The organism is Silvimonas iriomotensis, from assembly GCF_014645535.1.
GTDB classification, from domain to species: Bacteria; Pseudomonadota; Gammaproteobacteria; order Burkholderiales; family Chitinibacteraceae; genus Silvimonas; species Silvimonas iriomotensis.
Map to the genome: position 1 here is coordinate 729,352 of NZ_BMLX01000001.1, position 13,388 is coordinate 742,739.

General features: G+C 58.7%; 12 protein-coding genes. 4 read left to right on the forward strand and 8 right to left on the reverse strand.

The window, feature by feature from the left end:
* Positions 1-7: 7 nt before the first annotated feature.
* Positions 8-1,909 (reverse strand): ATP-binding cassette domain-containing protein, encoded by a 1,902-nt coding sequence (locus IEX57_RS03270; RefSeq protein WP_188702271.1) that lies wholly within the window; start codon positions 1,907-1,909, stop codon positions 8-10.
* Between the two features lie 288 nt (positions 1,910-2,197).
* Between IEX57_RS03270 and IEX57_RS03275 the strand changes: the two genes are divergently transcribed.
* From IEX57_RS03275 to IEX57_RS21085, 4 genes are all read left to right on the forward strand, one after another.
* Positions 2,198-2,458 (forward strand): hypothetical protein, encoded by a 261-nt coding sequence (locus IEX57_RS03275; RefSeq protein WP_188702273.1) that lies wholly within the window; start codon positions 2,198-2,200, stop codon positions 2,456-2,458.
* Between the two features lie 124 nt (positions 2,459-2,582).
* Complete coding sequence (locus IEX57_RS03280; protein WP_188702275.1) at positions 2,583-2,831, forward strand: hypothetical protein; 249 nt, start codon at positions 2,583-2,585, stop codon at positions 2,829-2,831.
* Between the two features lie 141 nt (positions 2,832-2,972).
* Positions 2,973-4,424, forward strand: coding sequence for an MltF family protein (locus tag IEX57_RS03285; protein WP_188702284.1), 1,452 nt, complete (start codon positions 2,973-2,975; stop codon positions 4,422-4,424).
* A 180-nt stretch (positions 4,425-4,604) separates the two neighbouring features.
* Positions 4,605-5,816, forward strand: a complete 1,212-nt coding sequence (locus tag IEX57_RS21085; protein ID WP_229708644.1) for an OmpA family protein — start codon at positions 4,605-4,607, stop codon at positions 5,814-5,816.
* Between the two features lie 74 nt (positions 5,817-5,890).
* On the opposite strand, the gene IEX57_RS03295 is transcribed toward IEX57_RS21085, so the two are convergent.
* The 7 genes from IEX57_RS03295 to ppsR (IEX57_RS03325) form a co-directional block, all read right to left on the reverse strand.
* Positions 5,891-8,458, reverse strand: coding sequence for a [protein-PII] uridylyltransferase (locus IEX57_RS03295; RefSeq protein ID WP_188702287.1), 2,568 nt, complete (start codon positions 8,456-8,458; stop codon positions 5,891-5,893).
* An 11-nt stretch (positions 8,459-8,469) separates the two neighbouring features.
* The gene (map, locus tag IEX57_RS03300; protein ID WP_188702289.1) at positions 8,470-9,279 is read right to left on the reverse strand and encodes a type I methionyl aminopeptidase; all 810 of its coding nucleotides are present in this window, start codon (positions 9,277-9,279) and stop codon (positions 8,470-8,472) included.
* 120 nt (positions 9,280-9,399) lie between these two features.
* Positions 9,400-9,660: a cell division topological specificity factor MinE gene (gene minE, locus IEX57_RS03305; RefSeq protein WP_188702291.1), complete on the reverse strand. Its 261-nt coding sequence runs from the start codon at positions 9,658-9,660 to the stop codon at positions 9,400-9,402.
* A 3-nt stretch (positions 9,661-9,663) separates the two neighbouring features.
* Positions 9,664-10,473, reverse strand: a complete 810-nt coding sequence (minD, locus tag IEX57_RS03310) for a septum site-determining protein MinD (protein WP_188702294.1) — start codon at positions 10,471-10,473, stop codon at positions 9,664-9,666.
* 82 nt (positions 10,474-10,555) lie between these two features.
* Positions 10,556-11,281, reverse strand: a complete 726-nt coding sequence (gene minC / locus IEX57_RS03315; RefSeq protein ID WP_188702296.1) for a septum site-determining protein MinC — start codon at positions 11,279-11,281, stop codon at positions 10,556-10,558.
* Positions 11,282-11,484: 203 nt separating this feature from the next.
* A complete protein-coding gene (ppsR, locus tag IEX57_RS03320) occupies positions 11,485-12,303 on the reverse strand; it encodes a posphoenolpyruvate synthetase regulatory kinase/phosphorylase PpsR (RefSeq protein WP_188702298.1) in 819 nt (272 codons plus the stop codon).
* A 29-nt stretch (positions 12,304-12,332) separates the two neighbouring features.
* Entirely contained in the window at positions 12,333-13,151 is an 819-nt protein-coding gene (gene ppsR / locus IEX57_RS03325; RefSeq protein ID WP_188702300.1) for a posphoenolpyruvate synthetase regulatory kinase/phosphorylase PpsR, read from the reverse strand.
* Positions 13,152-13,388 lie beyond the last annotated feature (237 nt).

Here is a 13,388-nt window from a genome sequence, read left to right on the forward strand (position 1 = left end):
GAACCGGTTAGCGTCGCGCTTCCAGCTGTTCCCAGCGTTCCAGTTTTTCCAGCAGGCTGGTTTCGATGGTTTCTACCCGTATTTGCATCTCGCGTGCCTTATGTGGGTCAGTCCGGTAAATATCCGGGTTAAGTAGCGCTTCGTTCAGTTGAGCCTGTTCTTGTTCCAGTGCCGCAATCTCGTCCGGCAACCGGTCCAGTTCACGCTGCTCGTTAAAGCTTAGCCGGGCAGGGCGCTGACGGTTACGTTCTTGCGGTTTTTCTGCAACAGGCTCTTTGCGGGCGGCAGTTTGTTGCGTTGCTGCACGGGCTTTGAGCATGCGTTCACGCGCTTGCTGCCAGTCACTATATCCGCCCGCGTTTTCCAGCAGAACACCCTCACCCTCAAAAGCAACAACTTGTGTGACGACGTTATCAAGAAACGCCCGGTCGTGAGACACCAGGAACACTGTGCCGGGGTAGTCAATCAGCAGTTGTTCCAGCAATTCCAGCGTGTCGATATCCAGATCGTTGGTCGGTTCGTCAAGCACCAGCACGTTGGCCGGACGGGTGAACAGCCGCGCCAGCAACAGGCGGTTACGCTCACCGCCAGAGAGCGAGCGCACCGGGCTGCGGGCGCGTTCGGCCGGGAACAGGAACTCTTCCAGGTAGCCCATGATGTGCTTGCGCGAGTTGCCGATCTCGACATACTCGTTGCCCTGGCTTACCACGTCGGCCACTGTGGCGTTTTCGTCCAGCTGCTCGCGGAACTGGTCAAAGTAGGCGACTTCGATCTTGGTACCGCGCTGGATGGTGCCGGTATCGGGTTCGAGTTCGCCCAGCACCAGTTTCAGGAAGGTGGTCTTGCCCACGCCATTGGGGCCAATCAGGCCGATCTTGTCGCCGCGGATCAAGCGCGTGCTGAAATCCTTGAGGATGACCTTGTTGGCAAAGGCCTTGTTGACGTGTTCGAACTCGGCAATCAGTTTGCCGGAGCGATCACCGGCATCAAGCTGGAACGACACATTGCCGATGCGCTCGCGCCGTGCGGCACGATCCCGGCGCAGTTGCTCCAGCCGGCGCACGCGGCCTTCGTTGCGGGTACGGCGCGCTTCAACACCCTTGCGAATCCAGACTTCTTCTTGCGCCAGGAATTTGTCGAACTTGCGGTTGACGCTCTCTTCCTGCGCCAGCAAATCGGCCTTGCGGGTTTCATACGTCGTGAAATTGCCGGGGAAACTGGTGATGTGGCCGCGATCAAGCTCGATGATGCGGTTGGCTACGTTATCCAGAAAGCGCCGGTCGTGGGTAATGAACAACACGCTGCCGGTGAAATTGTTCAACAGACCTTCCAGCCACTCGATCGCGCTGACGTCCAGGTGGTTGGTCGGTTCGTCCAGCAGCAGGATCTGCGGCTCGCTGACGAGTGCCCGCGCCAGCGCAACGCGTTTTTTCCAGCCGCCAGAGAGATCGGCCACCGGCGTTTGCGGCGGCAGGCCCAGGTGACTGAGCGTGCCAGAGATCAACACATCAAACCGCCAGCCGTCACGCGCTTCCAGTTCATGCTGCAGTTGCATCAGGTGCGCCAGTTTTTCTTCACTGCCATCCTGGGCGTCGGCCACCGCGTGATAGTCCACCAGCAACTGGCGCAACTCGCCCAGTCCTTCGGCCACCGCTTCAAACACCGTCTGGCCGGGCTGAAATTCCGGTTCCTGGGCGACAAAGGCCATGCGTGCGTTCTGGGCAATCCGGATATCGCCATCGTCCAGCACCGCAAGGCCGGCAATGGCCTTGAGCAAAGTGGATTTACCCTGACCGTTGCGACCAATCAGACCCACGCGCTCGCCTTCATCGACAGAGAATGTGGCGTGATCAAGCAAGGGCCAGTGGCCGTAGGCAAGGCTGGCGTTTTCTACATAAAGCAAAGGCATGGACAATTCCTGGACAGCAAAAGGCGCCAGATGGCGGCGGGTTCCGGTTGTCGGCCAGCCACCTCAGGCGACGGGCGGTGATGGCATGGCTGACACGGCTCGCCATTTTACCTGTTCGGTCGCGTACTTGAAGCTTTTACGCGGCAAAACGGGTTATCCGGCGCCCCTTGCAGGGTGGTCGGTGTCCCTCTGACGAGGGATAAAACCGTTTTCTGTCAGCAAATTGAGCCACGGGCTGCCATCCGGGTGGTCTATGCTGGTCCCGATGGCCCACCTGGAGGACTCACCATGCCCCAAAAACTGTTTTATCAATTCGATCCCACTGAACAGGATGAATTCATCAGTGCTTGCGAGCGTCATGGTTATGTGTACGAGGATTTTGACGTGGTCGCAAACGACGCCTTGCTCAATGGCGCAGGCGAGCAGCAGCGCGAAATCAGTGTGGCGCGGTTCGACCGCATCCGCATGTACCTGGGCAGCGAAGGCCCGGTAGGCTGGTTGCGCGAGTTCGAAACGGATCTGGCGCGGGGCAGTTTCTCGCAAATGTGATCAACCGTAGCGGCGTTCATACGTTGTTACTTCATCACCGGCGCACGGCCTGGGCGCCGGTGATGTCATATCAGGCCCCCGCAAACGGGGTATCCGGGCCAGACCGCCGCGCAAGGAGTGATGGATGTCCGATGTCGTTGCAAGCCTGCCGTGGGATCAGCGCATTGCGCTGGATGTCGCATTGCAGACGCTCTCAAAAGAACACGAAGATTTTGATTTTCATCTGGAAGGCCAGTCCTGGCTGGATGGTGCGGCGGGGCAGATGGCGCGCCTGACGGTGAAACGGCGTGCCGATGGCAAGACCGGCCGCTACACCTTTGATGACGGCGACACCGGCTGGGCGCACCGCTTTGCGGTGGATTTTGCCCACTAGGCCGGCCCGCGCGGCCGGGTCTGGCAGCCGGGGCCGGAACTGATCCGGCCCATGTCAAAGTCATGCGGCAATCGAGCAAAACCGGCCTTTTGTGAGTTTGGTACTGGCACAAAACTTTCAGCGCCTCCTAAAATGCGGCGCATGAACCAGGCCAAATCCCTGATTTACCTCTTGCTGTTCACCCTTGTTATTGGCAGCGGCAACGCATGGGCCGCCAACCACAGCCCCAAACGGGCACGCGCTGTGGCCAGCCAGAAAGGTGAGCACCCGGCGCTCAACAGCCAGACCGAGCTGGGCGACCAGGACTATGATCCAGCCAATCCACCCGGCCAGTTGCGGGTGCTGGTTGCGCTGGGCCCCTCTACTTTTTTCTTCCAGAACGGCCGCCCGCATGGTGTGGAATACGCCATGCTGCTGGAGCTGGAAAAATTCCTGAACCGTAATCGCGCCAAAACCGCCACGCCGCTCAAATTGATGTTTGTGCCGGTAGAAAGCGGCGAGCTGATCCCGTCTTTGCGCGCTGGCAAGGGCGATATCGCGGCCGGCCTGATGCCGGTGAATGAAGGTTCAAAGCAACTGGTGGCATTCACCCAGCCCTATCTGCGTGATCAGTGGTGCGTGGTGCAGAACCCCAACAGCCCGGCGATGAGCGATATCAAGGACGCCGATGGCAAAACACTGACGCTGGCGAGCGGCAGTTATGCGCGCCGCCTGCTGCTTGATTACCCCAGGGTCATCACGCGCGATGCCGCCGCCGGCACGACCGCAGAAGCGGTGCTGGGCAGCATCCAGACCGACGAGAGCGTCGCCACGCTGTCCAGCCGTTACGTGGCCGATTTGTGGGGCAAGAAATACCCGCGCCTGCGCAACGACGCCTGTATCGAGCCCGCAGTGGACGTGGCCTGGGCGGTTGACCAGAGCAAGCCGCAATTGCTGGCCGAGCTGAACCGCTTTATCAGTAGCAGCGGCTCGGGCATGGCGCAGCGCGCACTCAAACTGACCCAGCGCTTTTTGTCCAGCGACGCCAAAATCAGCAACCCCAACCAGCTAAGCGCCGTCGACAAACTCGGGTTTTTTGCGCCGATGTTCCAGCTGGTGGCCTCGGCCAACAATATGGACTGGATGTTGCTGGCGGCAATTGGTCAGCGTGAGAGCACTTTGCACCCGGTGATCCGCAAAAATGGCCCGACCGGCATCATGCAGATCAACCCGTCCACCGCGCGCAAGATGGGCGTGACCAATCCGCATGACAACGAGCAGAACGTCACTGCGGCCGCACGTTATCTGGCCTATTTGCGCGACATGTTCAAGTCACCGGAGATTGAGCCGGACGACCAGCTGGCATTCATGATTGCGGCCTACAACGCGGGCGAAGGGCGTATCCAGCAATTGCGCAAGAAAGCGCAGGCCCAGGGGCTGGACCCCAATCGCTGGTCAGGCAACGTAGAGAAAGTGGCGCGGCAAACTGTGGGCGGCAAGCTGCTTGATTATGTCTCTACCGTGAACCGCTATTACCTGGCCTATCAGGGGGCGTCTCACGCGGCTTCAGTGCCGCAGGCCGAAGAGGCCTCTGCCGTCGCCGACAAGAACTGAGGGCTGTTACAGGTCAGTTTTCGCGGTTTTTAGGGCAAAGGCTGATGCCCGATTTAAACCTGCATCACGGTGGGCGGCTGACGCGCCTGCAAATCAGGTATTTCCTGTCGTAGCTCGCTGGACAAGACGTTATTTTGCGCTGTCTTTTTGGCGTCATTGTCTTGTCTACAAGGAAATATCATGAATTTGCTGGAACACCTTAACGCGCTTGTCGGCCCGGACGAACAGGCGCGCCTGGGTAAACTCTTCGGGCTTGATCCACATCTGATTGGCGCTAACCTCAACCGCATTTTTGCAACGTTGCTGCATGCGGCCAGCGGGCGGGCGGGTCAGGTGAACTGGCCGACACAACTGCAGGACGTGCTGCAATCGTTCGCCAAAGTGGGCGACCTGTCCGGGGCACTGGCGGGCGGCGCACTGGATGATCATCAGGGCAATGCGCCGCTGGCCCCGGTCACTGACCGTTTCCTGTCGCTGGTACTGGGCGACAAGCAAACCGCCATTGCCACTGCACTGAACCAGGTCAATGGCACCAGCGCGCACCACGGCCGCCAGTTGCTGCGTTACGGCGGTTCTTTGCTGGCGGGTTTGCTGGGCAGCAAAATCCACACCCAGGGCCTGGATATCCATAAATTGCTGGCCTTGCTGACCGGGCACAACAATATCTGGGCAGCCGCAGTCCCGAGTACGCTGGCGCCGCTGCTGGCGGTTGAACCGGCCCAGCAAGAGAGCAAAAGCCATCGCTGGTTCTGGCCGGTGCTGCTGGGTTTGCTGGTGCTGGCACTGTTGCTGGCCATGCTGCGCGGGTGCAACAAGCCGGCAGAACAAACCGAGGCGGCCAACGCAACTGTCGCGTCGGCACCGGCCGGCAATGTGCTGGCCAGTGCGGCTTCCGGCGTTGCCAGTGTGTTGAGTGATGTCACTGCGCGTCTGGGCGAGTTCTTCAAACTGGTGCTGCCGGATGGCGCTACGCTGAATGTACCGGAGCGGGGTATTGAGGCCCGGCTGGTGGAGTTCATCAAGGACAGCAGCAAGCCGGTTGATACCGACACCTGGTTCAGTTTTGACCGCCTGACTTTCGAAACCGGCGCGGCCACGCTGATGCCGGAATCCGAAGAACAACTGCATAACATTGCCAGCATCATGCGGGCGTTCCCGGCGGTGCATCTGAAGCTGGGTGGTTATACCGACAACACCGGCTCGCCGGCGGTCAACATGCGCTTGTCTGCAGACCGCGCCAACAGCGTGATGGCTGCGCTGGTCAAGCTGGATGTAGCGCAGGATCGCCTGAGCGCAGAGGGCTATGGCGAGTCTCATCCGGTGGCCAGCAATGACACCGAAGAAGGCCGCGCCCAGAACCGCCGTATTGATGTGCGCGTGACAGCCAAGTAATAAGTTGTTCACCACGCAAACAAAAACACCACGCTCCGGCGTGGTGTTTTTGTTTGACGCAACGCGCCGCAGTGTTACAACTGCAGTGCCGCCAGCAGATCGCCTTCCAGGTGCCGTACCGCGCGCTCATCGCCCAGAATCTGGCCAGAGATCAGGAAGTTATCTTCGGCGCGCTCGCCCAGCGTCATGATCTTGGCCGACTGGATCTCGATCCGGTTGGCCGCCAGAATGCCGGCAATGGTCGACAGCAAACCAGTCCGGTCGCCGGCGGTAATCGACAACACCTGATATTTGCCGCCGCGCTCATCGGCACTGATTTCCACGCGGGGCTGGATCGGGAAATGCTTGAGTTGCCGCGACAACCGCGCTTTGCCCGGTGCAGTTAACGGTGCCTGGCGGGCAATCTGGTTGGCCAGTTCATATTCCACATAACCGATCAGATCGCGGTAGCCATCTTTCTGGTGATCCGGGATGTACACATAAAAACTGTCCAGCGCGTAACCGTGCCGGGTGGTGTGAATGTGCGCGTCAAAGATCGAGTAACCCGCTTTTTCAAAGAAAGCGCAGATGCGGGCAAACAGGTCGGCGGCGTCTTTGGTGTACACCATGACTTGCAGGCCTTCGCCTGACTCGGACAATTTGGCGCGCACCACCGGGACATCGGTATCAATGCGGGAGAACAATTGCCGTGTGTGCCACGCAATCTCACGTGCGTCGTGACGCAAGAAGTAGATGGTGTCCAGTTGATCCCAGAAGGCCTGATGGGCATCGTCACGCAGCCCGTACAGGCGCAACAGGCGCAACGCTTCAGATTGCCGGTCTTCCAGCCAGGTTTGCACGGGTACGCTACGGGCACTGAGAAAGCGCTGGGTGGCTTTGTACAGGTCTTCCAGCAGCTTGGCTTTCCAGGCGTTCCACACTTTCGGGCTGGTGCCGCGGATGTCGGCCACGGTCAGCAGATAGAGCGCGACCAGATGGCGTTGATCGCCCACCAGATTGGCAAATTCTTCCACCACTTCCGGATCGTACACGTCACGCTTTTGCGCGAATGACGACATGACAAGGTGATGCTTCACCAGCCACGGAATCAGCTTGCGGTCCTGCGCATCAAGCGGGTGTTCATTGCAGAACTCAGCGGCGATCTTCTCGCCCAGTTCAGAGTGATCGCCACCCCGACCCTTGCCGATGTCGTGGAACAGCGCCGCAATATAGAGCGCTTCCGGCCGTTCAAACTCGGCAATCAGGCGTGAACAGAAGGGGTATTCGTGCGTGAATGCGGCAACGGCAAAACGCCGCACGTTGCGCAGCACCATCAGCGTGTGCTCGTCCACCGTGTAAACATGAAACAGGTCATGCTGCATACGGCCGACGATCTTGCCGAACTCGGGAATATAACGCCCCAGCACACCGTACTGGTTCATGCGCCGCATGATGCGCGTCAGTCCGGCTGGCTGCCGGAAGAGGTCGATGAACAACGCCTTGTTGCGCGGATTGGCGCGAAATTCATCGTCGATCCGGGCACGGGCATGCCACAGTGCGCGCAAGGTTTCCGGCGCAATATCCGCCGCGTAGTTTTCCTGCTCGAAAACAAGGAACAGTTCCAGGATGGCCGACGGGTCTTGCTGGAACACATCCGGACGGGTGATTTCCAGCACCGGGCCGCGCAACTGGAAGCGCTCGTTCAGCGGTGTGACTTCAACCCCGATCTGCGAAAAGATCTGTGTGCGCAAGGCCCGCACCAGCAGCGGCGTGAGCTGCGTGACAATGCGCGCAGCCAGATAGTACTGCGCCATCAATTGTTCGCTGGCGCGCTGTTTCTGGTTGTCGACGTAACCAAAATCCGCAGCCATCGGGTTCTGGTAGTCGAACAGGATACGGTCTTCGTGGCGTTTGGCCGTCCAGTGCAACTGGATGCGGATGCAACGCAACACGCGCTCTGCCCGGCGCAGCTTCTGGCTTTCTTCATGCGTGAGCATGCCCAGCGCGGCCAGCTTGCGCCAGTTGTTGCCCAGGCCCAGCGCCGCGCCGATCCAGCCGATCAGATGCAAGTCTCTCAGGCCGCCCGGCGCTTCCTTGACGTTGGGTTCAAGCTTGTACGTCGCGTTCTGGAAACGCGCATAGCGCGCTTGTTGTTCCAGCAGCTTGGCGTCAAAAAACTCTTTGGGATCAATGTGCTGGTACACCGTATGGCGGAATTCGGCAAAGCGCTGCTGGTCACCCGTCAGGCAGCGGGATTCCAGCAGGGCCGTTTGTACGGTGATGTCTTTTTCCGCCTCGGCCAGGCAGTCGGGCAGGGTGCGCACGCTGTGGCCCACTTCCAGGCCGATGTCCCACAACTCGCCGATAAAGATTTCCAGCTTTTCCAGCAAGGCGGGCGAGGGCTGGTCGGGCAGCAGCATCAGCAAGTCGATATCCGAATACGGATACAACTCGCCGCGGCCGTAACCGCCCACCGCCACCAGCAGCATGTCTGCTTCAAAACCATGCCGGTCCCACAGCTCGATGAGCGTGCGGTCAGTCAGGTGCGCCAGTGCCTGCAACAGCGGCGCGGCTTTGGCCGGATCGCTGAATTTGCGGTGTAGTTCGGCTTTCTGGGCCGCGTGGTGTTCTCGCAGGGCAACGACTGAGCGCAGGGCGGTCATGGATGTTCCGGTTATCCGAGCAGGTATTTTTCGGGCTTGGGTTGCACGCCGGCCGACATGGTCAGGATCTCATAACCGGTTTCAGTGACCAGCACGGTGTGCTCATACTGGGCAGACAGCGAACGGTCCTTGGTCACGATGGTCCAGCCATCGGGCATGGCGCGGATTTCGCGCTTGCCGGCGTTGATCATCGGTTCCACGGTAAAGATCATGCCCGGTTTGAGCTCGATACCCGTCCCCGCTTTGCCATAGTGCAAGACCTGCGGATCTTCATGGAAATGATCGCCAATGCCGTGGCCGCAGAACTCGCGCACCACAGAGTAACCGGCTTTTTCGGCGTAACGCTGGATGGCTTCACCGATATCGCCCAGATGCGCGCCCGGCTTGATCTGTTCGATACCGATCCACATGCTGTCAAAGGTGACTTGCGCCAGGCGTCTGGCGTGGGCCGGCACCTTGTCGCCCACCATGAACATGCGGCTGTTGTCGCCGTGGTAACCGTCTTTGATCACGGTCACGTCAATGTTTACGGTGTCGCCGTTTTTCAACGGTTTGTCGTTGGGAATACCGTGGCAGATCACGTTGTTGACCGAGGTGCAGATCGACTTCGGGTACGGCGTGTAGCCGGGCGGCTGATAACCCAGCGGCGCGGGAATGGTGTGCTGCACGTTGAGCATATAGTCGTGGCACAGGCGGTCCAGCTCTTCGGTGGTGACACCGGGCTGGACGTGCGGGGTGATGAAATCGAGCAGCTCTGCGCCCAGCCGGCCGGCCACGCGCATTTTTTCGATTTCTTCCGGTGTTCGGATCGCTACTGACATAGTGTGTATTCCCACAGCGGCACAGCCGGTTTGCGGGCTGTGCAAAAGACAAGAGAGGCGATCGCCTCTCTGCCGGTCACATGACTGTGACTTATTTTATTCCTGTCGCACGCAAGATGTTTAGCGGCGTGCGGGTTCAGGCAATACGATGTTCACTTCCAGTACCTCGAAATCATCTTTCTTTTCGAGTTGTACCTTGATGTCATCGGCGTTGATGGCGACATATTTGGAGATGACGTCGATCAACTCTTTTTGCAACTGGGGCAGATAGTCCGGCGCATCACGGCCGGCGCGTTCATGCGCCAGAATGATTTGCAGACGCTCTCGCGCCACGTTGGCGGTTTTTTTCTTCTCGCCAAAGAAATAGCTCAGGATCGACATGGCTTAACCTCCGAACAACCGCTTCCAGAACGGCTGCTTCGGTACTTCAATGAAACGCAGCGGCTTGTCTTCGCCCAGGAAACGGGCGACGACGTCCTTGTAGGCCTCCGAAACATCCGTGCCTTCGTTGTGAATGGCCGGTGTACCCGCGTTGGAGGCCTGCAGCACGGTTTCCGATTCCGGAATCACCCCGATCAGCGAAATGCGCAAGAGGTGTTGCACGTCATCCAGCGACAGCATCTCGCCGCTATCCACGCGCTTGGGTGAGTAACGGGTGATCAACAGGTGCGTCTTGACCGAACCGCCTTCTTCGGCCTTTCTGGACTTGGCGTCCAGAATACCGATGATGCGGTCAGAGTCACGCACCGAAGAGACTTCCGGGTTGGTTGTGACAATGGCTTCATCAGCAAAGTACAGCGCCAGGAAAGCACCGGTTTCGATACCGGCCGGGCTGTCGCAGATAATGTAGTCAAAACCGTCGTGGGTCAGTTCTTTCAGGACTTTTTCCACGCCTTCTTTGGACAGCGCTTCCTTGTCGCGGGTTTGCGAGGCCGGCAGGATGAACAGGTTGTCGCAGTTCTTGTCCTTGATCAGCGCCTGGCGCAGGGTGGCTTCACCCTGAATGACGTTGACGAAGTCATACACCACACGGCGCTCGCAACCCATGATCAGGTCAAGGTTACGCAGGCCCACGTCAAAATCGATCACGGCAGTCTTGAAACCGCGCAACGCAAGCCCGGATGCAAAGCTGGCGCTGGTGGTGGTTTTACCCACGCCGCCCTTGCCGGAGGTGACAACAATGATTTTGGCCACAAAAAATCCCCTGTAGGTCTGGATTCGGTCAGTGATGCAGTCGATATGCCGACTGTACATGTATATAAGTTGCTGGCTTTGCCTACGACAGCGTCAGTGTTTCAATCACGAGTTTGTCTTCGTTTAGCAACACTTGTGCCGGCTTCGATTTGAGCGAGGCCGGCAGTGATTCGTCCAGCGTGCGATAGACACCGGCAATGGAAACAAGCTCCGCTTCCATGCAGGTGGTGAAAATACGGGCATTGGCATCACCACGGGCACCAGCCAGCGCACGGCCGCGTAACGGCGCATACACGTGGATGTTGCCGTCGGCGATGACTTCGGCGCCATTGGAAACCAGCGCCATCACGATCAGGTCGGCATCTTTGGCATACACCTGCTGGCCGGTACGCACCGGGCGGGTGATGATCATGGTCGGCGTACGCTCGGCCACTACCGGCGCAGCAGGCGCTGGTGCAGGGGCCGCCGCGGGCAGGCTGACGCCTTCATCGGACAGCACCACCAGGCCGGCTTCACGCGCGGCGATCTGCTGGGCCTCATTGCCGCCATACGCGCCAATAGGCTGCAGGCTGAACTGGCGCAGCACATTGATCATGGCCGTCACTTCGGCGGTGCTGGGGGTTTGCGGTAACTGGTTGAAATCAATGGCAAGCTGGTCGCCAGTGAGCATGTGATCCCGGCCGCCCAGCTTGGCTGCCAATGCGGCTTCCAGGGCGGTGATATCGGTGGTGGCTGGCACAAAGGTCAGCAGTTTGAGCCCGATATTCTTGAATTCAAAAGCAGAGGCTTCGCTACGGGATCGGGACATAAATGGCTACGGGCCGGACGTTCAAAGGCGAGAGTGTACCGCCTCTGGCGCAGCCACGGAAGTTGTTGATGTCGTTTGCTGAAAGGTTGGCAAGGGGCGACAGGCGGAGGGGTTGCAAACTGGCGCCGCAGCACCCTTGCGAAGCCGCGGCCCGCCTGATGCGCTGGCACCTGTGCAGACACACGCTGGCCTTGCCGCGCAAACTAATAACAACGTCGTTTGAGCCCGGCCTTGACCATGATGGTGGTCGACAACTCTTCAATCGACAGGCGTGTGGTGTTCAGGAACGGAATGTTTTCGTGTTGCATCAGGCTTTCTGCCAGCGCCACTTCCTGCTCGCAGGTAGACAGCTGCGCGTACTGGCTATCCGGCTTGCGTGACTGGCGGATCTGCGACAAGCGCGCCGGCTCAATGGTGATGCCGATCAACTTGTTGCGAAACGGGTGCAGCGGCTTGGGCAAGCGGTGATCGGCAAAGTCTTCCGGCGTGAACGGGTAGTTGGCGGCCTTGATGCCGTATTGCAGTGCCAGATACAGACACGTGGGCGTTTTGCCCGCGCGCGACACACCCACCAGGATCACGTCCGCATCCTGCAGGTTCTTTGCCATGCCCCCGTCGTCATGCGTGGTGGCGAAATTCACCGCGTCGATCCGGTCTTTGTATTCTTCAAAGTTGGTAATGGCGTGCACTTTGCCGGCGGTGTGGCTGGACTGGCGCTCCAGTTCTTTTTCCAGCGGGCCGATAAAGGTCTCGAAAAAATCCAGCGTCAGTGCTTCTTCCATCACAAACAGCTGACGCAGGTTTTCGCTGATAAACGTGGAAAACACCACCGGCCGGCACTGATCGGCCTCGGCCTGCGCCTTGATCTGCGCCACGGCTTGCAGTGCTTTTTCCTCGGTATCAATAAATGGCAGCACGATGCGGCGAAAACTCACGTCATCAAACTGCGTAATCAGGCTGTGCCCCAGCATTTCTGCGGTGATAGCGGTACGGCCAGAGACGAAAAAAGCGGTGCGGATCATGAAGCTACCCAAAGCTGCTGCGTTACGGATCAGAAAGTGCGTCGCGTCAGACCGGTGCGATGCATGATGGTGGTGGCCAGTTCTTCAATCGAACGCGTGGTCGAACTCAGATACGGGACGCCGACATGGCGCATCAGCGCTTCGGCCTCGGACACCTCGAACTGGCAGTTATCCAGCGCGGCGTAGCGGCTGCCCGGTTTGCGTTCTTCGCGGATTTGCGCCAGGCGGTCAGGGTCAATCGTCAGCCCGAACAGTTTGGTGCGATACGGCAGCAACAAGCGCGGCAGGGTATGCGCGCCAAAGTCTTCCGGTGTCAGCGGGTAATTGGCAGCCTTGATACCGTATTGCAGCGCCAGATACAGACAAGTGGGGGTTTTGGCCGAGCGTGAAACGCCAATCAGGATAATGTCGGCTTCGTTCAAATCGCGCGGCATTACGCCGTCGTCATGGCTAATGGCAAAATTAACGGCGTCAATCCGCGTTTTGTATTCTTCAAAATTGGAAATACCGTGCGAACGGCCAACGGTATGCGAGGATTCGCGCCCCAATTCCTGTTCCAGCGGACTGATAAAGATTTCAAAGAAATCCAGCGTCAGCGCCTCTGGCACATGGGTAATCTTGCGCAGCGATTCATCCACCATGGTGGTAAAAACAATCGGGCGGCATTGATCGGCAGCGGCCTGCTCGCGAATGCGGGCGGCCGCTTCATGCGCCTTTTCCGGCGTATCGATAAACGGCAGGGCAATGCGGCGGAAATTGACGTCATCAAATTGCGTCAGCAGCGAATGCCCGAGCATTTCTGCGGTAATCCCGGTGCGGTCTGAGACAAAAAACGCGGTACGCGGCATGGTTCAGCAGCTCCGTAGGGCCGTCATGTCAGAAAGTTAAATTTATCCAGCATAAATGAGTTAGCAAAGTGGCATATTGCCGAAACCCCTAAACGCGCCGTTTGGGCGACAACTGTGTGCCAGGTATTGCAATTGACATACACAATTGTGATAGTTCATATCGCGCACACGTAACATAATCTCAATATAAATCAGACTATTGGCGAGAGTTGGGGCTTTCCCGATGCGGGATTTTCC